Origin of the sequence: Metabacillus indicus, from assembly GCF_046603695.1 — a bacterium.
Taxonomy (GTDB): Bacteria; Bacillota; Bacilli; order Bacillales; family Bacillaceae; genus Bacillus_P; species Bacillus_P indicus.
The window spans coordinates 3,591,011-3,614,367 of the sequence record NZ_CP176757.1 but is presented as its reverse complement, the minus strand read 5'-3'; the positions used below and the strand labels follow the sequence as shown (position 1 = coordinate 3,614,367).

Here is a 23,357-nt window from a genome sequence, read left to right as displayed (position 1 = left end):
TTCAATGGAAAGAGGCTGTGCAGCAATCCGTTGCACAGGGAGCGTGGCCAGCAAATGAAATATCTTTCAAAACGAACAGTAAGAGAAGCGGGGCAGGGCTACTTCTTCATGTCGCCAGCACTTTTTGTCCTGCTGCTGTTTATAATCGGTCCGATTTTTTACGTCATATTCATGTCGTTCCATAAGGTTCAGCTGCTTGGAACAACAAGCTATGATTTTGTAGCCTTTGAAAACTTCGCGCGCATTCTGGATGATACGAGGGCGCAAATTGCACTTTGGAATACGTTCAAGTACGTTGTCATTGTAGTGCCTTGCCAGACGATCCTTGCTCTGATTTTGGCTGCTACTCTGAATGCCGGCATGAAAGGACAGACTTTTTTCCGGATTGTGTACTTCCTGCCGACATTGACTTCATCAGCCGTACTGACGCTGATTTTCATGTGGATGTACAACAAAAACGGGCTGATCAATAACGTGCTAGATGCTATCGGACTTCCGACATATAACTTTCTCGGGGATCCGAACATTGCGCTTAATGCAATTATGATCATGAATATCTGGTCAACAGCACCGTTTTTCATGGTCATTTACCTGGCAGCCCTGCAGGATATACCGGACTCCTTATATGAAGCCGCTGAACTGGACGGGGCAAATACAATCCAGAAATTCTTGAAGATTACTGTCCCGCAGCTGCGTCCGGTCACATCATTCGTCGCAATCATGGGTCTGATCGGAACGTTTCAGCTGTTCGACCAGTCGTATATTTTTTCAGGAGGATCAGGGGGACCTGACAACTCCACACTGACGGTCGTTCTATTAGTCTATCAATATGCGTTCAAAAATCTTGGAACGATGGGCTACGCAGCAGCGCTTGTGCTCATGCTCGCCATCGTCATCCTCGTGGCCACACTGATTCAGAGAAAATTTTCAAAAGAAGAGTCGCTATATTAAGGAGGGAGAAACATGAAGAAAAAGCTTGGAGCCGGACGGATCATTGTCTATGCGATCTTGATTCTCTATGCCATCACAACACTTGTGCCTTTCCTGTGGGCGCTGTCTTCATCCTTTAAAACACTCCAGGAAATCGTAAGCGGCACCTTAAGTTTTATTCCAAAAAACTTTACACTCGATAATTACAAACAAATCTTCATCGAGCAGGAGCTCTTTCCAAGATGGATGTTTAACAGCGTGCTGATTGCAGTGGTTGGAACGGCACTCAATCTCCTGTTCAACTCCATGGCAGGCTATGCGCTGGCAAGACTCAGTTTCCCGGGGAAAAAAGCTCTGTTCATCATGATTCTGGCTGTCCTGATGATTCCGGCTCAGGTCACAATGATCCCGAACTACCTGATTTTGAAAGAGCTTGGCTGGCTCAATTCCTATCAGGGCATGATTGTCCCTGCGATGATCAATGCTACATTCATTTTCATGATGAGACAATTTTTCATCAACTTTCCGAAAGAACTTGAAGAAGCCGCAGAAATGGACGGACTCAGCAGACTCGGCACGTTCTTTAAAATTGTGCTTCCGCTCGCAAGACCAGCCCTTGCAGCACAGGCCATCTTCGTGTTCATGGGCTCATGGAACGACTTTATGAGACCGCTGATCGTCATGACCGACATTGAAATGTTCACCCTTCCGCTCGGACTTAATACCTTTAAGGGTCAGTACGTCAGCTACTGGAATTACATTATGGCCGCATCTATGGTGTTCACGCTTCCGGTTCTGCTGATTTATGCGTTCTTTAACCGGTACTTTATTAAGGGGATATCGTTTACCGGAGGGAAATAATCTGTGGTTTGAATGGTGCCATCAAGAGAAGGATATCTGAGTTTGGTGGTACTTGTAAGCGAGGTAAGTGCCATCAAAAAAGGATTTCTGAGTTTGGTGGTACCTGTATGCGGGATAAGTGCCATCAAAAGAAGGGTTTCTGAGTTTGGTGGAACTTGTAAGCGAGATAAGTGCCATCAAGAGAAGGATTTCTGGGGTTGGTGGTACTTGTAAGCGAGATAAGTGCCATCAAGAAAAGGATATCTGAATTTGGTGGTACTTGTAAGCGAGATAAGTGCCATCAAGAGAAGGGTTTCTGAGTTTGGTGGTACTCAAAAGCATGATAGGTGCCATCAAGAAATGGATTCCGGTTTTTGATTGTACTCAAAATCATGATAAGTGCCATCAAAAAATAAATGCTGTGAACTAATGGAGCACTCAATATTTCATGCTGTTCCAACAGTCTATTGCCCAAACAAAAAAGGGTGTTCCGGCCAGCTGCCGGGACGCCCTTTTCTTATTCCTCATCACCTTTATACTTCAAATAACTGTAATTCCCCGTCGGCCTGACATCTACTGTTTTTCCATCTGCATCTTTATCTACCTCAAATTCCTGATACGTTTCTACACGGTAGCCGTCTTCCCATATCGTCCCGATCTTTTTGTCCTCATAAACAGTGACAAGCTGCGATTCCCAAGCCGCTGTCTCCTGATCCTCTTCTTCAGCAGCCATTGGAAACGTTACGGTTTCATCACTTGTTGCCTGGGGTGTATCCAAATAGGCCATCATCGCGATAAACAGAGTTAAAAAAAGAAAAGTCACCACTGCTGAACTTGTTTTAGAAAGCAAAACGAGCCGCTCCTTTCAGAAAACCATCCTATCTCATGTGTACGCTTGTCTTTTTAGGAATATGCCCTTTTGATAAGGAGAACGCTAGCTTTAAAAAGGGAGGAAATACGTTGAAAAAAATAATCGTATTACTGCTTTCTTTGTGTTTTTGCTTAGCATTCCACCAGCCTGCACTGGCGAAAGATCCGCTTGCTCCAGAAATCAAACTATTGGATATGCGGGGGCAGGAGCATCATTTAAAACCTCCTTACAAACAGCCTGTGGTCCTGAATTTCTGGGCTTCCTGGTGCGGTCCGTGCAAACAGGAAGCTCCAGAGCTAGTCATGCTTTCAAAGAAATATGAAGGGAAAGTGAAAATATACGCCGTGAATTTAACAGCCAAGGATTCAGAAGAAGGAGCGTATATGTTTGCGAAAGATTATGGCTTCACGTTTCCTGTCCTGCTGGATAAAACGGGAGAAGCAGCATCACTATTCAGGGTAGCGGCTGTGCCGACAACCTTTTTCATTAACCGGGACGGAGAGATTGTGAATGTGCTGATGGGATATGGCGGAGAAGGGCTTTTGGAGAAGAGAATAAACTACTTGCTGGAAAACTGAAGAACCGGCTCTATGTGAGCCGGCTCTTTTAATGGTCTATATCAAAATGACTACTTATGCACTTTGCTTTTCCGTCTCTGCCAATGCTGCCGTTCGCATAGCAGAATCCTTTTTACCATGCAGCAAATAGTAAACAGCAAGGCATCCCAAAATGAAGAACGAACTGGCAAAATACAAGGTGCTGAACGAAATCTTCGCTGTCAGAACACCGACAATAAATGAACCTGCACCAATCCCGATATCAAAAATGGACAGGAAGGTCGCCGTGGCAAGGCCCCTTTTTTTCGGCTCGGCGGACTGGATGGCGATCGTCTGGAAGCTTGGAAACAGAGTGCCCCATCCGAGGCCGATTAAGCCTGCAGCGATGAGAAAGCTCACAGATGTGCCGGCTAAACTCAAAAGCACCATTCCGGCCGCAAAAATCAGGATGGCAGGGTAGATAATGACATTTGCTCCATAGCGGTCAAACCATTTTCCTGTAAAAGGCCGTGCCATGAGCATGACCACAGCATAGACAACAAAGAAGTAGCTTGCTGCCTGCATCAGCCCGATTTCCCTTGCGTATACAGAAACAAAGGAAAGGATGGATGCATATACAAGAGCGAATAGCCCTGCAACCAGCGCTATTGAGATGGCTGAGGCCTCAAACAGTCCCTTTATTCCTGTGCGGCCGGCAGCTGGAACGACTTTGCTTCCATCCGCAGCATCCTTTGGAAGAGTCATAAGTAATCCTGACACTAAGGAGAAAACAGCTGTAAAGATGCAGATGCTGAACATAATTCCCGTGCCCCATTGGTCCATTGCGGTTAAGCCAAGGAACGGTCCTATGACCATCGCAAGATTCATCGACATGGCGTAATAGCCCATCCCCTCGCCGCGCCTTGATTCAGGAATGATATCAGCCACAATCGCTCCTGCAGCCGTCGTGGCCATTCCGAAGCCGATTCCGTGGAGGAACCTGAGCGCAAGCAGCCCGTTCATTGAGTTTATCGAAGAATAAAGCAGGGATCCTATTAAAAAGATCAGAAGGGAGGAAAGGAGCACTTTCCGTTTTCCGTGCCGCTCAATCCATTTACCTGCAAATGGCCGCACTACAATGGCTGCGACCAGAAAAATGGTCACGATCAGTCCTGCTTGTGCAGGTACTCCGTTTAAATCGTGAATGGCATAAATGGGCAGGGTTACGAGCAGGTAGTAAAACGTCAAAAAAAGAAAAAAGCTGCTTATAGAAATGGACCAAAAATTTCGGGTCCATAGTTTTTGTTCGTTCATCGGGTCATTTCCTTTCTGTGGTTCTTATGTGGAGAAGCCACTGCTGAATATAAGTCCTGAGAGGCTCCTGAGTGCTTTCCGGCATGCCCGAAAGAAGGTCCTTCTCCATTTCAGCTACTGCTGATTCCCATTTTTCATAATCCTGGATGGCTTTGTCAGTCAGTTTGATGTGCTTCGTCCGTTTATCAGCTCCCTGAAGCTGCATAACATATCCCTGTTTCACGAGGCGCTGGATGGTACGTGTCATAGGAGGAGCTTCGATCGATAAATAGTCACAGAGCTCAGTCTGTGTAAGAGTTCCTGATTTTTTGAGGGTAAATAGCACGGTCCATTGAGCGCTATAAAGGCCAAAAGGCTGGAGCGTTTCATTTAAACGGTTTGTCAGCTTCCTCGACAGCTGCTGAATGGCGTGAAAAAGGTTCTGTTCGGCGGTCATGTGTTGGTTCTCCTTTTAAATAGTTACCTAGGTAATTATATCATAGCTTTTAGTTACCTGGGTAACGAAAGTTCTTGCTTTATTGATTCTGCAGCCTGTGCGAAAATAGTCAGTAAGGAAAGGAATGATCGGTTATGCTGTTTGCTGTTATCATCGTATCAGGTATTTATGCCGCAATAGCTGCTTTATACTGCGCGTCCTTTTTTACGGCTGTTTTAGAGAAAAAAAGGTATAAACTGCAGCATCTTCTTCATCTTATGCTCTGGTTTTCAGCTGCGTTTGTGCTCGGCATCTCGTATGCCGGCACGGCAATCTACTGGATGATTTATTTAGTAATATCGATTTTTCTTGCATCCGTCCTTTATGCTCTGAGCTATGTCAGGGGGAAAGAAACTGTCAGTCTGACGGTTATGGATACATTGAAAATGAAAAGCCCTCAGGCAGACGTCTGAGGGCTTTGATTGTGGTGGAGTTCACTTTCATTCCGGATACCAAGAAAGCTTATGGTCACTGTCGAGCGGCACATTCTCGGTTTCTTTTTCCATGCGGGCAAACCAGTTTTGTAGAAGCTCATCCCTTGAAATATCAGCGTGCTCGCCGTCCGCCCATATGATGTGGGAAAACCACGCTTTCGTAGCCCATTCAAACTGAAGCTCTGCATACGCAATTGGGACGTGTCCTGCTGCGATGAAGTTTTCATTTATCGCATTCGCTGCGTCAGGCGCCTGCGGCAGAAGCTGTGTCCGGATTTTTTCTGTAATCGTCTTGTTCTCGAGCTGATCCCACATTAAAAGTGAGCCGTTTTGCTGATAAAACAGCTCAAACGACGGCTCAGTGCGAAAATCGAGAATGACAAAGGCGCGATCTACTGTCGAACCTGTTGCGTTGACAGCATTTACGAGAATATTTTGGGCCATTTGAATCCAAAAATCGTAGGCATCCTCTTCTGTGATCAGCACCATTTCCGATTCCAGCTCAGCGGCTGCTGCTTCTCCGCGATTAACATCCTCTACTTTTTTGAACATTCGCTGAAAAAATCCCATCTTTTTCGCCTCCCTTTCATTCTCCCAATTATTCACAATGTAAAATACCATGCTGGTATTGTCAAATTTAACCTGTATAAAGTGAGTGCTATGAATCTATTAATCTATACGTCTATTGCCTCTTCGATCTCATTTAGATTTTACTATGCAAAAAAAAAACACCGCAGAAACGGTGCTGGAATAGGCTGCTTATTTCAGTGCTGTTTCCGGTGTATTTTCGCGATGCAGAGTATTCCGCCTTCCGCTATACTCTCGTTTCAGAAATCGCACTCCGGATTTTTTCAAGAGACAGATTCGCCTTTTCTTTATTTTGAATCATCATGTTTACATAGAGCGCATCAATCAAACTGAGCTGGCCGATTCTCGATGCGAGAGCTTCAGACCTGTATTCGGTTTCTTCAGAGCTTGTAAACAGCGCAACATCTGAATTCTGGCCGACAGGAGATTTGGGGAAGCTTGTGATCCCGATGGTTTTTGCTCCGTTCTTTCTCGCTGTATTCATGATTTTAATCGTGTCTTTATTGGTCCCTGAATGGGAAATGATGACTGCTGCATCATTGTTCGTCAGCTGCGAGGCTGACATCAGCTGAAAATGCGAATCAATAAACGCATAGGCGGAAATGCCGGTGCGGATAAATTTATGATAGGCATCCATCGCAATGATGGCAGAGCCCCCCGTTCCGTAAAAATCTACGCGGTTCGCGCCTGCAAGGATGCGGGCAGCTTTCTCAATAGATGAAAAATCTAAAATCTGCAGGGTGTTTTCAAGGGTGCGGATGTTGGATTGAAACACTTTTTCAGCAACCGCTTTTTCATTATCGTTTTCATTAATTTCCTCATGTATTTGCTGGATCGGACTCATAATCTCTGAAGCCAGAGCGATTTTCATCGCCTGATAGCCTTTAAAATCAATGCGCTTGCAAAAGCGGAAAACGGTCGCTTCTGCAACACCGAGCCGGTCAGCTGTTTCATTTATCGTACTATGAATAATTTCCTTGGGGTTTTCCAAAATAAAATCAGCAATCTTTTTTTCTTTTTCACTCAACCTTGCATAATGAGAACGGATGCTACCTAGACAATTTTGCCCCATATAAAATGACCTCGCTTACATGTACTAAAAAAAGTATAGCACAAAGGAAATGTGAAAAAAAATTTCTTGGAAGCGATTGCTAAACGAAAAAAAATTCGTATAATAGGGATAGGACATAATATGTGATAAAAAGGAGTTTTCAAAGATGCAGGTAGGTTTAATTGGCCTTGGAAAGATGGGTTATAATCTTTCACTTAATTTAATGGATCATAAACATGAGGTTGTTGCTTTTGATATTGATTCAGAAGCAGTAGCCAAACTTTCAAATATGGGTGCAGAAGGTGCTTCTTCCATTGAGGAACTAGTTTCAAAGCTTGAGGCGCCAAGAAAGATCTGGATGATGGTTCCAGCCGGCGTGATTACAGAAAATGTACTGTCTGAGCTGAAAGGCTTGCTTGAGCCTGGCGATCTTGTCATTGACGGCGGAAATTCAAACTATAAAGAATCCGTTAAGCGCGGGAAGGAAATGAAAGAACAGGGTGTTCATTTCTTTGATGTCGGCACAAGCGGCGGCATGGAAGGCGCACGCAGCGGCGCATGCACAATGATCGGCGGAGACAAAGAGGTTTTTGCATCAATCGAGCAGCTGTTTAAGGATATCTGTGTTGAAAATGGCTACTTGTATGCCGGTGAAACAGGAAGCGGCCACTATTTGAAAATGGTTCATAACGGCGTAGAATACGGCATGATGCAGGCAATCGCAGAAGGCTTTGAAGTGCTTGAGAAAAGCCCGTTTGATTTTGACTATGAACAGGTGGCAAGAGTCTGGAACAACGGATCTGTTATCCGCTCATGGCTGATGGAGCTTACTCAGAATGCGTTCTCCAAGGATTCGAAACTTGACGGTATTAAAGGAGTTATGCATTCATCAGGCGAAGGGAAATGGACAGTTGAAGAAGCGCTTGACCTTCAAACGGCAACGCCGATCATCGCCCTTTCTCTAATGATGAGATACCGTTCTCTTGATGAGGATACGTTCTCTGGAAAAGTAGTAGCAGCTTTGCGCAATGAATTTGGCGGCCACGCTGTTGTAAATAAAGATTAACGCGTTTACGTGCATAATTGGAAAGGGAAGAGGCTTATTTAGAAGCATCTTCTTTTTCATTTAGGTAAAATGAAAACGCTGTACGTACGAAATGCAGGGGAGGAATAAACGTGAGAGAAAAATATATGATCGGCACGGATATAGGAACGACAAGTACAAAGTCCGTTCTATTTAAAACAGATGGAACCATTGTTTTTACGCATGGGATTGAATATCCGCTGCACTCCCCGGACCCGGAGACCGCAGAACAGGATTCGGAAGAAATTTTTCAGGCGGTTGTGACAACCATCCGCGAAGTGATTTCAGGAGGGAATGTCCATCCATCGGATATTCTGTTCGTTTCATTCAGTTCTGCGATGCACAGCGTCATTCCCGTTGACGCGGAGGGAAATCCTCTTACAAATTGCATAACATGGGCAGATAACCGAAGTGCAAAATGGACGGAGAAAATTAAGGATGAAATGAACGGGCATGAGATTTATCTTCGAACGGGAACCCCTCTGCATCCAATGTCTCCGCTATCCAAAATCACCTGGATCAGACATGACCGTCCTGAGCTGTTCCTGAAAACCTTTAAGTTTATCTCGATAAAAGAATATGTTTTCTACAAGCTCTTTAAGCGGTACGTGGTTGACTATTCCATTGCTTCAGCTACGGGTCTGTTCAATCTTCGTGAGCTTAATTGGGACAGGGAGGCTCTTGAAGTTGCCGGAATTACTGCAGAGCACCTGTCTGAGCCGGTCGGCACGACGGTTTCCCTGACTGGACTCGATGCTCAGTATGCGTCTCTTATGGGGCTTCATGGTGATACGCCTTTTGTCGTCGGAGCAAGTGACGGCGTGCTTTCCAACCTTGGCGTAAACGCCGTTCAGCCGGGAGCTGCAGCTGTGACGATCGGAACAAGCGGCGCTATCCGCACCGTGACGGATAAGCCCGTTACAGATCCTAAGGGCAGAACGTTCTGTTACGCATTGACTGAAGACAAATGGGTCATCGGGGGGCCGGTCAATAACGGAGGAATGATTTTCAGGTGGCTTAGAGATCAGCTCGGGCACGAAGAAACGGAATTGGCCAAGAAACTTGGCAGAGATCCGTATGAAGTGCTGACAGAAATTGCGGCACGAGTAAAGCCCGGATCAGACGGCCTGCTTTTTCATCCGTATCTGGCAGGCGAGCGGGCGCCTCTTTGGGATGCAAACGCAAGAGGATCATTCTTCGGCCTCTCTCTTCACCATAAAAAAGAACACATGATACGCTCTGTACTTGAAGGAATTATTTTCAACCTGTATACTGTTCTTCTCGCGCTCGAAGAATTGATCGGAGAGCCGGCAAGCATTCAGGCGACAGGCGGATTCGCCAGGTCTGAACTTTGGCGCCAGATGATGGCCGATATTTTCAACCAGGAGGTTTCTGTACCGGAGAGCTTTGAAAGCTCATGCCTTGGAGCTGCTATTCTGGGCTTGTACGGCCTTGGGCATGTATCTTCCCTTGATGTTGTCTCTGACATGGTGGGGGCTGCTCATCATCATAAGCCAATTCCCGAAAACGCTGCCGTTTATCAGGAACTGGCACCGATTTATATACGTCTTTCGAGGCTGCTGAAGGAAGAATATGCAAGCATCGCCGCCTTTCAGCAAAAGCACATTTAACTTCCAAGATGAAAGAGGGATCACATGCGCATCGCTGTTTTCGGAATTGATACCATTAATGAAACACGAATGATTTTAAATGCCATTAAAGCATTTGCTGCGGAAAAAAACACGGAAGCATCCGTACTTGAATGGCACACTGGAAAGCTGCAGGCAGAGCCGCTTGGCGAATGGATCCGCTCCATCCCGGAAAAAACGGTTGCAGAGAATAAACATGACTTCTTGCCTGTAATGGAAACCTATGATGCTGTTCTCGTCCTAGGAGGATCAGAACAAGCAGTGCAGCTGCTTTCACAGGCAAAAACGAACGTACTCTTTTTGCCGGTCTCATACCTCGGGGATCATGCTCTTGGATATGATACGGCACTGAATGAAGTCGTGACGAATGTACTCAAAGTAAAAGATACAATCAGCTCGCTGCTTTACATGAAACAGAGAGTCTGCTGCGTGCAGCTGCCCGGGCATGAAGTATCTGACCTGATGAAGGAGGCAGCTGCAGCTGTTGACGGATTTGTGGTTGCCGCAGATGAATCATCCTGGCAGCATGCCGCTGATTACTTAAAGCAAAAAGATGAAAAAGGGATCACATATTCCTTTTTAATCATCAATGAGTCGGTTGCGCCGCAGAAGCTGGGTGCTTACTTGGGAGAAAAGATGGAGCTTGATTTCAAAGAGCTTATCTACGACGAATCCCAATGCATGAGTTCCCGCCCGACGGCTGCTGACAGGATCATTGAAAAGAACCTTGCCCGTGCTGCAGCCGAGTGGCTTGAATCAGGAGCCGGAACAAAGCAGCTTGTCCTTGTGAATAAAGAAGTGAAGTAAAGGAAGGCCCGCGGCTGGTGCAGCTGCGGGTGTTTTTTTGTTGAAACGGAGTTAGCAGCAGAAAGAGGAGCGCGTGACTAGAGGGAAATGCGCTAAAACGGAGTTAGCAACAGAAAGCGCCGCCCGAGCACAAAGGAAAGTGCGCTAAAACGGAGTTAACAACAGAAAGAGGAGCGCGTGACTGGAAGAAAATGCACTAAAACGGAGTTAACAGCAGATAGTGCAGCCCGATGACAAAGGAAAATGCGCTAAAGAGAAGTTAGCAACAGAAAGTGCAGCCCGAGAACAAAGGAAAGTGCTCCAGAACAGATTAACAGCACAAAGTCCTGAATCAGCGTTCCAAAAAGTTCAAAAAAAACAGCAGGCCCACTGTGGCCTGCTGTTCCATGTATCGCCTACGCTTTAAAGCCCCTTCACCATCAGCACATTCAATCCCTTCGAAGGAACATGGAAACGGAAGTCGGTTTCTTTAAAGCCGAGATGCTGGTAGTATTCAACGTTGTTGACAAGAGTTGTGCACCACAGCGTGTCTGCTTCGAGCTGTGATAATTTGTTTTCAGCAAGCAACAGCAATGTCTGACCACGGAGCTGGTTCCGGTGCTCCGGATCTATTGCCAGGCCTCGCAGTCTGTAAGCGCGTTTCCCTTTTATTTTTTCATGTGTTTCTTTAAAGAAGGATGCTGTTCCGATCAGGTCTTCCTCTTTAAATGCACCGAGGTGAAGCGTATCTTCATCAAAATCTTTTTGATAGCCGCACTCTTCTACGGAGGAGTCGGGCATCAGTACTTTTTGCCTCAAGGCATATGTATGTTCAGCTTGTATTGGTTTTATTTCAAACATGGTAATCCCTCACTTGGAATAGAAGTTTCATAGAATAGACGAAAACAGGCCGGCAAAAGTTTCATCTAGGGCCAGGGCCCGACAAGCTGATAGTCTTCAGCCTGTTTCGCTTTCGTACATTCTACCTTATTCTTAAAAAGATGAGAAGCTGGCGCATGTTCTTAGTTGAAGAGATTGCCAGATTTATTATAATAGTAGGCAAAGGGCATGAGAGAACGGAGCAGGATGAGATGAAATTCATAAAAACCAGTATAGGCTTTCTGCTGCTTGTGTTTGCCGGTTTTTTTGCGCTGACCGTGTTTTATTCCGCAGAAAGACAGCCGGCGGTGATGCAGCAGAATGCGTTTGAAGAAGTCATAAAGTACGAGCCCCTCATTGAACAGGAGCTTGCGTCCTATCAGCTTGAAGAATATACGCCGCTCGTTCTGGCACTTATGCAGCAGGAAAGCAAAGGCAGAGGGGGAGACCCCATGCAGGCTTCAGAGTCAGCCGGTCTGCCGCGAAATGCCATAACCGATCCGGAAGAAAGCATCAGGCAGGGTGTGGAGTATTTTCAAAGAAGCCTGAAGTACGGCCAGGAGCGCAAGGTAGATGAAATGACCATCGTGCAGGCTTATAATATGGGCCTCGGCTATATTGACTTTGTGGTGAAAAACGGCGGAATGCACACGGAAGAGCTCGCGAAGCAATTTTCAATGATTCAGGTGAAAAAACAGCCGGATCTGTACAATTGCGGAGGGGACAAGTCCAACTTCAGGTATCCATACTGCTACGGGGACTTTACTTACAGCTCCAAGGTTCAGGAAAACAGGAATGCATTGACGGCTGAATCAGAAAAAACAAATGATCAAATGTGACTTCGCCGAGTGCGGAGTTTTTTTCTATTAAAAAGCAGCTGGTAAAATAAACCCTTGACGTTGATCAAGAAGCAGGATAAGATAGAAACAGTTACTTTATCACTTAAAAGCATAGACGCTTAAAAGCGAAATAGAGCAGAGCTTAGCAGAGACCGAGCAGGGGCCGTGCAGCTGTCAATTTTTTGACGGGGCACGGTCCTTTTTATATGGAGCCAGTATCTTTCTTTGCACGCTGTCCAGTCCGTCTGCCCCTTATATTTCAAATAAAAAAGGGCAATTATAGATATGGAGGTGTTTTATGATAAAGGTAATCGAAACCATTAAAAGTATGATCAAGCTCTCTGCTGATGGTGAGCCGAAAGCTCCTCTGCATGTGGGAGAAGTGATGGCGCTCTGGACGCTTCTTACATTGATGGAGGAAGCCGTCGTTTTTTATGGTGTATTTCTGAATACAACAACAGACGAAGAGCTGATTAAAATGATTGAAGAAGCCAAGACATCGACAGAAGATACGGTTTTGAAGCTGAAAGAATTTTTGGCCGGAGAAGGAGTGCCTCTTCCGCCGACGTCAGAAGAAAAACCGAAGTCCGAGCCGCTTGATGTACCGTTCGGTGTCAGATTTACAGACAATGAAATCGCAAATTTTCTGAGCGTGAAGACAGCTACCTATATCACGTTTTGCGGTACTTCCTTATCGGAGTCTGTCAGAAATGATGTTTCTACCCTTTTCCTTACTTTTATGACGGCCATAATCCAGTACAGTATAAGGCTGAAAAGCTTAATGATTCAAAGAAGCTGGCTGAAGGTTCCGCCTTATTTCCAGCCGCCTGTTCTGCCGAAAAATACATAGAATCAAGTCGGGCTGCTCTTTCAAATCGGCAGCTCTTTTTCGTTTCATTTTTTGCATTTCGTAATTAGAAAAACAAGTATATACTTGGTGGGAGAGGAGGAATGCTCCGTGAGAAAAGCCGTACTAAGCGTGAAGGGCCTGAACAAGGCAATCGGGGATAAACAGCTGCTTTATAATGTAAACCTGACTGTATACGAAGGAGAATTATTTGGTCTGCTGGGCCCGAATGGCTCCGGGAAGACAACACTGATCCGATCTGTTCTTGGTCTCGTGAAAAAGGACGAAGGAGAAATATCTGTCAGTGGCTATTCCATTAAGACACATTTTGAAGAAGCGATGAAGCATGCCGGGGCAATCGTCGAAAATCCTGAATTTTATCCATTCATGACAGGATTTCAAAACCTGACACACTTTGCCTGTATGCATGAAAACATAGATGAAGACAGAATAAAAGAAGCAGTATCGCTCGTGAAGCTTGGTCCTGCCATTCACGATAGAGTTGAGACCTATTCCCTCGGAATGAGGCAGCGCCTCGGGATCGCGCAGGCTATTTTACATAAACCGAAATTGCTGATTCTGGATGAGCCGACAAACGGGCTTGATCCTGCGGGAATCAGAGAGCTAAGGACGTATTTGAAAGAACTCTGCACAAAAGAGGGAACGGCCGTCGTGATTGCTTCACATCTGCTGAAAGAAGTTGAGGAGATGTGCTCGCGTGCCGCCATCATACAAGATGGTGAAATTCTTGCTGTTCAGGAAATCGGCCGCAGGGAGGGAGAGCTTCTGACGGTAAAGTTTGAAGTGTCCGATGCAACCCGTGCGGCGGAACTTCTTCCGGAATACTCAGCTGCTGCTGAAAACAGCGAGATCGTTCTTCTTGCTAAAAAAGAAGAGATCCCAATCATAAATAAAATGCTGATAAAAGAACAAATTGATGTGTTTGCCATCCTGCCTCTCTCCAAATCACTGGAGGAAACATTTATTGAACTTACTGGAGGCATGCCGGATGTTTAATCTGTTGAAAATGGAACACCAAAAACTGCTCTATCAGAAAAGCACAGCTGCGCTTTTTATAGCGCTTGCTGTGATCAGTTTCCTGCTTGCCGCCGTTTCAAAGCAGATGTTCACAGGAGCGGGAGTGGGCGAAAACGTCGTTGGCTATCTCTCGTTTTCAACCGGCACTTTGTTTGTCCTGCCATTTTTCGCGCTGGTGATTGCAGGTGCCATTGTGGCAAACGAATTTAATTGGGGCACCATCAAGTTTCTTTTAATCCGTCCGAAAAACCGTTCGAAGATCCTTGCGGCAAAATTTTTGACGGCCCTGCTTTTCGGCGTCTATTTCCTGCTGGCTTACTTTCTTTTCTCTGTCATTCTTGGGGTTGTTTTCTTTGGTGCATCCGTTGCGCCTGATGACAAACTGATGGCAGAAAGCATTGGTCTGCACTATTTGACAGCTTTTATTGAAATCGTTCTGATATCGGGTTTTGCCTTTATGATTTCCTCTGTATTCAGAAACAGCTCTCTTGCCATCGGGCTTTCCATCGTCCTGACGTTTTCAGGCAAAATCATGGTGCAGCTGATGGTTCACTACGGAATGAACTGGGGAAAATATATCTTGTTTGCAAACACGAACCTTAAGCAGCACCTGGAAGGAAACCAGCCGCTGTTTGAAGGAATGACACTTAGTTTTTCAATGACCGTTCTGTTTGTCTATTTGCTCGTTTTCCTTTTGGCGTCGTGGGCAGCTTTTACGAAGCGGGATGTGTCGATTTAAACAGATGAATAAGAGCTTAAGTTTCTGCCGGACATAGCGTGTCCGGCATTTCTTTTTTATAAAAGAAGGAAAGCCATTCGTTTATTTAACGATCAAATTTCTCATCCGGAATGCATAGGATGTTTAGATAAGCCTACCAGGAAAAGAGGATGATCTTAATGAACAGAGATGCACGCGACCAGTCCGAAAATGGAAAGATTCCTCAGCCGAAAAGACGGGGCAGGCTGGTGGGATTATGGTCCCCGCAACGTGATGCGGGACCTTGAAAATCCGGATCTGCTTGTTCCGCCGGCAACGGATGCCGGAACCATTCCCAACCTCAAATTTTCGTTCTCAGATACCCATATGCAATTAAATCATGGAGGCTGGTCAAGAGAAATCTCGGTCAGGCAGCTTCCGATTGCAACGACTCTTGCTGGAGTAAATATGGCTCTGACCCCCGGCGGCATCCGTGAGCTGCATTGGCATCAGCAGGCAGAATGGGCGATGATGCTTGTGGGACGTGCGCGCATAACAGCGGTCGATCAAAACGGAAAAAATTTCATTGCAGATGTAGGAGAAGGAGATTTGTGGTATTTCCCTCCCGGAATCCCGCACTCCATTCAAGGACTTGAAGAGGGCTGCGAATTTTTGCTTGTTTTTGATGACGGGACGTTTTCTGACTTAAACACATTGTCCATTTCTGATTGGTTTGCGCATACTCCAAAAGATGTGCTGTCGGCAAATTTCGGGATACCTGAAAGTACATTGGCTGGAATTCCTGAAAAGGAGCTGTACATATTCCAGGGTGATATTCCGGGATCTCTTGAGAGCCAGCAGGTGGCAGATCCTTATGGCAACGTCCCAAAGAGCTTTACACACCGGCTTTATCAGCAAAAGCCCCTTGAATTTCCCGGCGGCACCGTCAGAATTGTTGATTCATCAAACTTTCCTGTCTCAGAGAAAGTCGCTGCAGCACTTGTAGAAATCAAACCTGGCGGAATGAGGGAACTGCACTGGCATCCGAATAACGATGAATGGCAGTATTATATCTCAGGAACAGGCAGAATGACGGTTTTTGCAGGGAATGGAACAGCGCGGACATTTGATTACCGGGCAGGGGATGTGGGCTATGTGCCATTTGCTTTTGGACATTATATCCAGAATACGGGCGACCAGAGTCTTTGGTTTCTGGAGATGTTTAAAAGCAGCAAGTTTGAAGACGTGTCACTTAATCAATGGATGGCCCTGACGCCTAAAGAGGTCGTGCAGCAGAATGTGAATGCCTCACGGGAATTAATGAAATCGCTCCGCAAAGAAAAATGGCCGGTCGTAAAATTTCCCGGTTTCACCTACTATCCAAAAAAAAACCGGTAAGACTGCAAAAAGGGTGAGATCTCTCATGATCTCACCTTTTTTAGTATTAGATCCTGCTGAAATGCTTTCTCAAGCCTTCCCCAATAAGATTAAACGTTAAAATTAAATAGGTCAGAGCAAGCGCAGGGAAAAAAGGAATCCAAAATCCACTGATAATATCAGACTTCGCCATGCCAAGCAGAATCGGCCAATTCAGACTTGTATTCTGCAATTCTCCGTACCCGTAGTTCAGCTGCACAAATGCCTGCGTAACGAAAATGGACAGGATGCCGAGCTGGCCGAGGAGAAGAGTTACCTTTCCCAAATCCATAAAAAAGTGGGTAACAGCATCAGGCAGCAAATTCGGAAAATAGTGGCGGGAAAACAGGCCAAACGGACTGTTTCCGATTGTTACTCCGGCTTCTACATATTGCGTATGCGAGATGGACTTCATGGCCTGCTGAAAGACATAGGCGACCCGGCCGACGTCTGAAAGGGAGAGAATCAGGACAATCCAATAAACACGGTGGGGGCTGAAGGTAAAGACAGGCATCGTGATAAAGAGAATGGCAGCGAACACGATCGGAAGGCTTGCTGCAAATCCGTTCAGACTGTAGATAAGTGCCCGGGCGGGACTTTTTTCAGGCAAACTGAGCAGCGCAAGCAAAATAGCCGCTCCATACCTGATGATGCTGATGACAAGAACGAGCATCAGCGTCTCCTTTGCACCCATGATGACAAGGCTTAACAGATCCCGTCCGTCTTCATCTGTCCCAAACAAATGCTGCAGCGATGGAGGAAAGGGCGCCCTTTCAAACGCTCCGCTCTCTTTAAAAACCATTCTCTGTTCAATGATCCCCTCCTTCACAGACGGAATCACCGGACCCAGCCATGCGACAGCAACAAGGACTGCGAGCATGAAGAGGCCGGATAATAGAGGGATATTCCTCATGCGCTTCCCTCCCTTGGATCAATCCATCTTTTTGCTGTTTCGCTCAGAATCTGAACAGTGAGAACCATGAACATAAAGCAGATGCCAAATAAAATAATGACATTTGGTTCAATCGCTGTATTCAGTCCTGCGCTTAAAACAGGCGTGACATGAAAAGCTTCGAAAAGCCGGTAGGCCGCTCCTTTATAATCCGTAAGGTACTCCACGATCAGCAGATTGGACAGAAGATAAATCATCAGGGAGCCCATGTTTGTTAAAATCGGGACGAGACTGTTTTTTAGCATATGCTTGAAGGTAATCATGGCGGAAGGCAGTCCTTTTGAGCGGGCAACCGCAATATACGGCATTCCTTCCTGATCAAGAATCGAAGCCGCTGTAATTCTGCTTATGTACAGTGCCGGATATATAGACACGAGCAAAGCGGGGTAGATAAAACTGTACCAGCTTTCGTACCCGAAAAGATCCACATAGTCCCTGAAATAAATCAGCAGAATCCACTGCAAGGAAAGAAACAGAAAGAAATCAGGCACAGACTGCAGCAGCCACGTAAACCCTTTACCGAAAACAAGCCGAAGAGGCCCTCCGCGTTTTGCATCATATATGCCTTTTAAGATGCCAAGCGAGAGACTGAGAAAAAAAGCGAAAACAATCACTTTCAGACTTCTTGAAAAATAAAGAACGGCTTCATCCTCAGCTGAGCGTTCATACTTTGTTAAGCCGAACGATTTTTCACGGATTATATCTAAGAAAAAACCGGTGAGATTTTCAGAATATAAAGCCCATGTAAATTCGTATTCGAAGACGACAGTCTGAGGCTTCCCTTCTGCACCGATCTCAACATCCCTCGGCAGTAGAACGGTTAAAATAAGGATGATGACAATAACGAAAAACAGCAGGATATGCCTGCTGATGGCCAAAGCTGCTTGCATATAAACACATCCATTTTCTGAGTATTGTAAAAATTTTACCATGACTTTTGATTTGTGCATAGAATATAAGAGAATATTTCCAAAAGTATTTGTGAAAAACTTCACAATATCTCTTGCATTTCGAAAGGAGCGGAGATATAATAGGGTCATAAAGGATAAGTGAATTCCTTCACAATATTATGTGAAAAACTTCACAAACTAACAAGTTACTCTCAGGGAGGAATTGCTTTATGAAAATCGCAGTTATCGGATGTACACATGCTGGAACGGCAGCTGTTTCAAATATGGCTAAGCTTTATCCAAATGCAGAAATAACGGTTTATGAAAAAAACGATAATGTTTCATTTCTCTCTTGCGGCATCGCCCTCTATGTTGGCGGAGTCGTTGAAGATGCACAGGGGCTTTTCTATTCATCACCCGGAGAACTTGAAAAAATGGGGGCAGCGATGAATATGAGACATGCTGTCACGGCCATTGATTCTAAAGCAAAAACACTGACGGCACAAAACCTGGAAACGGGCGAAGAAGTTGTCGACACGTATGATAAATTAATTATGACGACAGGATCCTGGCCGATTGTTCCGCCTATTGAAGGAATCAATCTGGAGAACATTGTCCTTTCAAAAAATTATCAGCATGCCAATACCATTATTGATAAAGCAAAAGAAGCCAGAAAAATTACGGTTGTAGGCGCAGGCTATATCGGCATCGAACTTGTAGAAGCGTTCGAATCCTACGGAAAAGAAGTAACGCTGATTGACAGCGAAGACAGAGTCTTGAGCAAATACCTCGACGCGGAATACACAGAAGTTGTTGAAACGGAGTTTGAAAACCGCGGAGTTACACTTGCTCTTGGGGAAACTGTCAAACAATTTAAAGGCGAAAACGGGAAAGTGACAAAGGTTGTGACAACCCATGGTGAGTATGAATCGGATCTGGTTGTTCTCTGCATCGGTTTCAAGCCCAATACAGAATTGCTCAAAGGACAGGTCGAAATGCTTGATAACGGGGCCATTATCGTGAATGAATATATGCAGTCAAGCAATGAAGATATCTTTGCAGCCGGTGACAGCTGTGCGATCCGCTACAACCCGACTGGAAAGCACGCCTATATCCCGCTTGCAACCAACGCTGTTCGAATGGGAACTCTTGCTGCAAGAAACCTCGTTAAAAAGACGATTAAATATATGGGAACACAGGGTACCTCAGGCATTAAAATCTATGATCAGAACATTGCATCAACCGGGATGACGGAAACGGCTGCTTCTCTTGCAGACATGAATGTGAAAAGTATCACAATCTTAGAAAACGATCGTCCGGAATTCATGCCAACCTACGAACCTGTTACGCTGAAAGTTGTCTATGAAGAAGAGACACGGAGAATTGTCGGTGCACAGGTGATGTCCAAAGCAGACCTGACACAATCGATCAACACACTGTCTGTCTGCATACAAAACAGCATGACTATTGATGAGCTTGGCTTTGTCGACTTCTTCTTCCAGCCTCACTATAACAAGCCTTGGAACTTCCTGAATCAGGCTGGTTTGCAGGCGATCCACTCATAATTTATAAAGGCGCTCCGAAAACATTCGGACGCCTTTTTTCTATTCTTAAAGCAACAGGTTCACAAGTGAAGATATAAAATGCATACTTTTGCCAGCTGACATAGAAACTAATCTCATACATCTAGGAGAAAGGGGAGAAGAGAATGTTTTCGTTTTTAAAAAAGAAGAAGAAGGAATCGGAAAAAAAGAAGCCGCAGCCGCAGAATGTTGTGTCGCCGGCTGATGTCAACATTCCCGTTTCTCCTCATTTTAACGTTAATATCGCTAAGATTCTTACCCATCTCGACCACACTGATGATCTTGGACAAAGGAGAATACAGTTTCAGGGAAAGCAGGCACTGCTCCTTTATTTTGTTCCGATGATGCAATCTGAGAAAATCAACCAGGATGTCATTGGTCCGCTGCAGCAGGCGAAATCCGGTGAAGTAGAAGACGCAGTTGCAATTGCCTCTATTACAAAAACCAAAGATATTCACGAAGCGATTCACTATTTATGTAAAGGTGCGTGCCTGCTGTTAATTGAAGAAACAGACATCATTTATTGCATAGATGCCGGCATCAGTCAGGCACGATCTGTGCAGCAGCCTCAAAATGAAAAGGTCATCAGAGGGTCTCATGAAGGGCTGACAGAAAATCTGGATATTAATCTGAATCTGGTCAGGCAGCGGATTTTAGATGGAAGTGTAGTTGTGAAATATGTGCAAATTGGAAGTGTTTCAAGAACAAGAGTAGCGGTTGTGTACATGAATCACCTGACAAATCAGAAATTAGTTAAAGATGTGATTACACGCCTTAAGACAATTGAAACAGATGCCCTGGACTCTCCAGGAATCATTGAAGAGTCACTTGAAGAAAATCCGTTCTCTTTTTTTCCGCAGCTTTTAAATACAGAACGGCCGGATAAAATTGTGTCAAATTTACTGGAAGGAAGAGTGGCGATTTTGCCTACAGGAAGTGCTTCAGCCCTTATAACACCTGTTAATTTCTTTTCATTTTTCCAATCTCCCGAAGACTATAACAGCCGCTCGCTGTACGGGTCTTTTTACCGGCTGATCCGCATATTGGGCTTTTTCATTGCGATAAGTCTACCGGCATTGTATATCGCAACGATTTCATTTCACTATGAGCTGATTCCAAATGATTTGATTCTGACGGTTAAAAGCTCCCTTGAGAATGTTCCGCTTCCGCCTCTCGCTGAAGCTTTGCTCATGGTTATCATTCTGGAACTGCTGAGAGAAGCAGCTTTGCGTCTGCCTACCTCCATCTCACAGACAATTGGTGTTGTAGGCGGTTTGGTTATCGGAACAGCCATCGTTGAAGCAAATCTTGTATCCAATATGATGATTATTGTCATCGCCCTCACAGCTATAGCAGCTTACGGCTACATCATTTTCTATATATTCCTGTCTAGTTTGATTGCTGTGTTGTATGTCAACGTTCTAAAAAGATGGATTTATCACTTTACGCCTGCCTGGGTGCTGATTTTGCTGCTATCTGCAGTGGCCCTCTATTTTGCAAAGGAGAATATACGAAAATTAGCCAGGTTTTATGTGCTTGTCTCTACTTTGCTTATTTTCTTGTTTCTTTTGACCCTCAATGCCTATAAAACGGTGGATATCCGCTATGTATTTCCCGTTGGAGAAAGCGGAATTGTCAATATTCTGCTTGGCAGCAAAGAGGCGATCATGTCCTACATGGGGTTTGAAATCCTTCTGTTCCTCTATCCATATGTAGAAGGGAAGCCTGCTCAGAGCCTGAAAATGGTGTCCCTGAGCAACCTGATTGTCACTCTGTTCTATTCGTACATTACGTTTACAAGCCTTATCTTTTTCAGTCCAAAAGAGATGCCAATCGTACCTGAGCCAACGCTTTATCTGCTGAAGGCTATTACATACTCTGTCATTGAACGAGTAGATTTGGTGTTTCTCGCTATTTGGGTTGTTTCGGTCATCACATCAGGACTAATGTATATTTACATTGCAAGCAAGGGCATGCAGAACGTTTCCGGGAAAAAGAACCACCGTCCGTTTGTGCCTGTCGTCGTTATTGCTGTCACTTTGCTTGCGTTAACTCCCGCTAAAAGTGATCAGCTCACAGAAAAGCTTGCGGACATTGTGAACATGTCATCGCTGGTTTTTGTGTTTACAATTCCTCTCATCCTCTTCCTACTATCATTTGTCAGAAAGGGGAAAGCGAAAAATGAAAATGAACAAGCTTAAACCGCTGTTTTTAGCCGGGCTGTCGGTGACGCTGCTAAGCGGGTGCTGGGACCAAAAACTTTTAAAAAATACAGTTTTTATGTCCGCGACCGCTTTTCAGGTAAAGTCGGAAGATGAGGTATTGGTCACCACGTCCATCCATACGTATACAACTAAGGAGCAAAGACCGGTCAATAAAACATATTCGGTAGTTGCAAAATCATCCCGCGATGCAAAAATCAAACTGAATCAAGAGGCTTCAGGCTTTTTAATGACGGCAAAAAACAAGATCTTCCTCCTGCAGGATGACCTGGCCAAAAAGGGACTGCTTCAATTCGCAGATGTTCTCTACCGCACGCCTGAAAGTCCGCTTAATGGAAAGTTTATTGTTGTGGAGAAGGACCCGAAGGCCATATTGGAACTTCAGAAGGTGGGAGATGAGCTGATTGGCGAAAACCTTTCCGGATTAATCAAAACAATGGAAATCGAATCAACTGTTCCGACTGAAACCATCCAATCCATCTGCACCATTCTATTTGATGAAGGAAAAGGCTTGATGCTTCCTTATATGAAGCTTAATGAAAGCAACCAGGCAGCAGAAGTTGCAGGTGCCGCCCTTTTCCATAAAGATAAATTTACCGGAGTTACAGTAAATACAGATCAGACGAAACTGCTGCTTGCATTGAGCAATAAACGAAACAAAGCGATGATGATTAATGATACGATTCCGTTTAAAGATGAGCAGCTGACGGTATCCTACGAAATCTCTCATTCAAAAGGCAAGCTGAAAATAGAGAAGGATGGCTTGAATAAAGTTAAGGTCAAGCTTCCTTTCAAAGCAGAGCTCGATATTATGGAATTCCCGCATGACCGCTTATATGAAAAAAATGTCCTTGAAAATCTTCAAAAAGGGATCGAGAAAAAGCTTCAGCAAAATGTGGAAGAAGCCATTTCCATCATCCAGGAAGCAAACTGCGATTATCTCGGAATCGGCAGGGAACTCATTGCCTATCATCCGGAATTGTGGAAGGAACTTGACTGGGACAAAGACTATCCTGAAATTTCGATCGAACCGGACGTGTCGGTTGAGATTGTGCATCATGGGATTATTAATTAGCAGGGGACTGACAGGCGGGATACCTCGCCTTTCGGGCCCTGTTTTTTTGATTGTGGTGTTACTCCTGCTAAGTGATGCGACAAGTCCGGGGCGGTGAAAGGTGAAAAGTGGCGTCACTTCGCCGAATGGTGCCACAAGTCCAGGGGTGGAAGAGTGAAAAGTGGCGACACTTCGCCGAATGGTGCCACAAGTCCAGGGGTGGAAGAGTGAAAAGTGGCGACACTTCGCCGAATGGTGCCACAAGTCCAGGGGTGGAAGAGTGAAAAGTGGTATCACGCCGCCTAGTGGTGCCACAAGTCCGGTGGTGGAAGTGAGGAAAGTGGCGTGACTCCGCTTAGTGGTGCCACAAGTCTGGGGGGGA

23 protein-coding genes are annotated in these 23,357 nt (G+C 45.2%); 15 read left to right on the top strand and 8 right to left on the bottom strand.

All coding sequences use genetic code 11. The features are described from left to right. Nucleotides 1-54 precede the first annotated feature (54 nt). Both ACK1LH_RS18470 and ACK1LH_RS18465 read left to right on the top strand, forming a co-directional pair. Nucleotides 55-951, top strand: a complete 897-nt coding sequence (locus ACK1LH_RS18470; protein WP_029284492.1) for a carbohydrate ABC transporter permease — start codon at nucleotides 55-57, stop codon at nucleotides 949-951. A 12-nt stretch (nucleotides 952-963) separates the two neighbouring features. Then, nucleotides 964-1,791: a carbohydrate ABC transporter permease gene (locus tag ACK1LH_RS18465; RefSeq protein WP_029284490.1), complete on the top strand. Its 828-nt coding sequence runs from the start codon at nucleotides 964-966 to the stop codon at nucleotides 1,789-1,791. Nucleotides 1,792-2,287: 496 nt separating this feature from the next. Here ACK1LH_RS18465 and ACK1LH_RS18460 read toward each other — a convergent pair whose 3' ends face one another. Beyond that, nucleotides 2,288-2,620, bottom strand: a complete 333-nt coding sequence (locus ACK1LH_RS18460; RefSeq protein WP_411333874.1) for a hypothetical protein — start codon at nucleotides 2,618-2,620, stop codon at nucleotides 2,288-2,290. A 110-nt stretch (nucleotides 2,621-2,730) separates the two neighbouring features. On the opposite strand from ACK1LH_RS18460, the gene ACK1LH_RS18455 reads away from it, so the two are divergent. Then, nucleotides 2,731-3,219: a TlpA family protein disulfide reductase gene (locus ACK1LH_RS18455; protein ID WP_411333873.1), complete on the top strand. Its 489-nt coding sequence runs from the start codon at nucleotides 2,731-2,733 to the stop codon at nucleotides 3,217-3,219. A gap of 54 nt (nucleotides 3,220-3,273) precedes the next feature. Here the strand turns inward: ACK1LH_RS18455 and ACK1LH_RS18450 are convergent, their stop codons facing one another. Together ACK1LH_RS18450 and ACK1LH_RS18445 are read right to left on the bottom strand one after the other, a co-directional pair. Further along, complete coding sequence (locus ACK1LH_RS18450) at nucleotides 3,274-4,491, bottom strand: MFS transporter (protein ID WP_411333872.1); 1,218 nt, start codon at nucleotides 4,489-4,491, stop codon at nucleotides 3,274-3,276. Between the two features lie 4 nt (nucleotides 4,492-4,495). Continuing rightward, nucleotides 4,496-4,927, bottom strand: a complete 432-nt coding sequence (locus tag ACK1LH_RS18445) for a MarR family winged helix-turn-helix transcriptional regulator (RefSeq protein ID WP_320154612.1) — start codon at nucleotides 4,925-4,927, stop codon at nucleotides 4,496-4,498. A 134-nt stretch (nucleotides 4,928-5,061) separates the two neighbouring features. Here ACK1LH_RS18445 and ACK1LH_RS18440 point away from each other — a divergent pair, with 134 nt between their 5' ends. Beyond that, nucleotides 5,062-5,379, top strand: a complete 318-nt coding sequence (locus ACK1LH_RS18440) for a hypothetical protein (protein ID WP_029284480.1) — start codon at nucleotides 5,062-5,064, stop codon at nucleotides 5,377-5,379. Between the two features lie 27 nt (nucleotides 5,380-5,406). On the opposite strand, the gene ACK1LH_RS18435 is transcribed toward ACK1LH_RS18440, so the two are convergent. Both ACK1LH_RS18435 and ACK1LH_RS18430 read right to left on the bottom strand, forming a co-directional pair. Then, nucleotides 5,407-5,970, bottom strand: coding sequence for a hypothetical protein (locus tag ACK1LH_RS18435; RefSeq protein WP_411333871.1), 564 nt, complete (start codon nucleotides 5,968-5,970; stop codon nucleotides 5,407-5,409). A gap of 244 nt (nucleotides 5,971-6,214) precedes the next feature. After that, entirely contained in the window at nucleotides 6,215-7,060 is an 846-nt protein-coding gene (locus tag ACK1LH_RS18430) for a MurR/RpiR family transcriptional regulator (protein WP_029284476.1), read from the bottom strand. 145 nt (nucleotides 7,061-7,205) lie between these two features. Here ACK1LH_RS18430 and gnd point away from each other — a divergent pair, with 145 nt between their 5' ends. From gnd to ACK1LH_RS18415, 3 genes are all read left to right on the top strand, one after another. Next, the gene (gene gnd / locus ACK1LH_RS18425) at nucleotides 7,206-8,105 is read left to right on the top strand and encodes a phosphogluconate dehydrogenase (NAD(+)-dependent, decarboxylating) (protein WP_282035255.1); all 900 of its coding nucleotides are present in this window, start codon (nucleotides 7,206-7,208) and stop codon (nucleotides 8,103-8,105) included. A 125-nt stretch (nucleotides 8,106-8,230) separates the two neighbouring features. Beyond that, complete coding sequence (gene gntK, locus ACK1LH_RS18420; RefSeq protein WP_411335124.1) at nucleotides 8,231-9,754, top strand: gluconokinase; 1,524 nt, start codon at nucleotides 8,231-8,233, stop codon at nucleotides 9,752-9,754. A 24-nt stretch (nucleotides 9,755-9,778) separates the two neighbouring features. Continuing rightward, nucleotides 9,779-10,579, top strand: a complete 801-nt coding sequence (locus tag ACK1LH_RS18415; RefSeq protein WP_411333870.1) for a 6-phosphofructokinase — start codon at nucleotides 9,779-9,781, stop codon at nucleotides 10,577-10,579. Between the two features lie 402 nt (nucleotides 10,580-10,981). Here ACK1LH_RS18415 and ACK1LH_RS18410 read toward each other — a convergent pair whose 3' ends face one another. Next, nucleotides 10,982-11,419, bottom strand: a complete 438-nt coding sequence (locus tag ACK1LH_RS18410; protein WP_029284466.1) for a GNAT family N-acetyltransferase — start codon at nucleotides 11,417-11,419, stop codon at nucleotides 10,982-10,984. 155 nt (nucleotides 11,420-11,574) lie between these two features. On the opposite strand from ACK1LH_RS18410, the gene ACK1LH_RS18405 reads away from it, so the two are divergent. From ACK1LH_RS18405 to ACK1LH_RS18385, 5 genes are all read left to right on the top strand, one after another. Then, complete coding sequence (locus ACK1LH_RS18405; protein ID WP_051865608.1) at nucleotides 11,575-12,276, top strand: lysozyme family protein; 702 nt, start codon at nucleotides 11,575-11,577, stop codon at nucleotides 12,274-12,276. A gap of 298 nt (nucleotides 12,277-12,574) precedes the next feature. After that, a complete protein-coding gene (locus tag ACK1LH_RS18400; RefSeq protein WP_411333869.1) occupies nucleotides 12,575-13,126 on the top strand; it encodes a DUF3231 family protein in 552 nt (183 codons plus the stop codon). A 108-nt stretch (nucleotides 13,127-13,234) separates the two neighbouring features. Then, nucleotides 13,235-14,140, top strand: coding sequence for an ABC transporter ATP-binding protein (locus tag ACK1LH_RS18395; RefSeq protein WP_411333868.1), 906 nt, complete (start codon nucleotides 13,235-13,237; stop codon nucleotides 14,138-14,140). Next, nucleotides 14,133-14,900 carry an ABC transporter permease gene (locus ACK1LH_RS18390; RefSeq protein ID WP_411333866.1) on the top strand — a complete coding sequence of 256 codons (768 nt, stop codon included), beginning with the start codon at nucleotides 14,133-14,135 and terminating at the stop codon, nucleotides 14,898-14,900. The genes ACK1LH_RS18395 and ACK1LH_RS18390 overlap by 8 nt, the downstream gene beginning before the upstream one ends. A gap of 189 nt (nucleotides 14,901-15,089) precedes the next feature. Then, nucleotides 15,090-16,256 (top strand): oxalate decarboxylase family bicupin, encoded by a 1,167-nt coding sequence (locus ACK1LH_RS18385; RefSeq protein ID WP_411333864.1) that lies wholly within the window; start codon nucleotides 15,090-15,092, stop codon nucleotides 16,254-16,256. A gap of 46 nt (nucleotides 16,257-16,302) precedes the next feature. On the opposite strand, the gene ACK1LH_RS18380 is transcribed toward ACK1LH_RS18385, so the two are convergent. Then, nucleotides 16,303-17,187 carry an ABC transporter permease subunit gene (locus tag ACK1LH_RS18380; protein WP_029284454.1) on the bottom strand — a complete coding sequence of 295 codons (885 nt, stop codon included), beginning with the start codon at nucleotides 17,185-17,187 and terminating at the stop codon, nucleotides 16,303-16,305. Beyond that, entirely contained in the window at nucleotides 17,184-18,116 is a 933-nt protein-coding gene (locus ACK1LH_RS18375) for an ABC transporter permease subunit (RefSeq protein WP_029284452.1), read from the bottom strand. The genes ACK1LH_RS18380 and ACK1LH_RS18375 overlap by 4 nt, the downstream gene beginning before the upstream one ends. A gap of 230 nt (nucleotides 18,117-18,346) precedes the next feature. Between ACK1LH_RS18375 and ACK1LH_RS18370 the strand changes: the two genes are divergently transcribed. The 3 genes from ACK1LH_RS18370 (at nucleotide 18,347) to ACK1LH_RS18360 (ending at nucleotide 22,996) form a co-directional block, all read left to right on the top strand. Beyond that, nucleotides 18,347-19,681 (top strand): FAD-dependent oxidoreductase, encoded by a 1,335-nt coding sequence (locus ACK1LH_RS18370; protein ID WP_411333862.1) that lies wholly within the window; start codon nucleotides 18,347-18,349, stop codon nucleotides 19,679-19,681. Nucleotides 19,682-19,824: 143 nt separating this feature from the next. Next, nucleotides 19,825-21,900 carry a GerAB/ArcD/ProY family transporter gene (locus ACK1LH_RS18365; protein WP_411333861.1) on the top strand — a complete coding sequence of 692 codons (2,076 nt, stop codon included), beginning with the start codon at nucleotides 19,825-19,827 and terminating at the stop codon, nucleotides 21,898-21,900. Further along, a complete protein-coding gene (locus ACK1LH_RS18360; protein WP_029284444.1) occupies nucleotides 21,881-22,996 on the top strand; it encodes a Ger(x)C family spore germination protein in 1,116 nt (371 codons plus the stop codon). Before ACK1LH_RS18365 ends, ACK1LH_RS18360 begins: the two co-directional genes overlap by 20 nt. The last annotated feature ends 361 nt before the right edge of the window (nucleotides 22,997-23,357 follow it).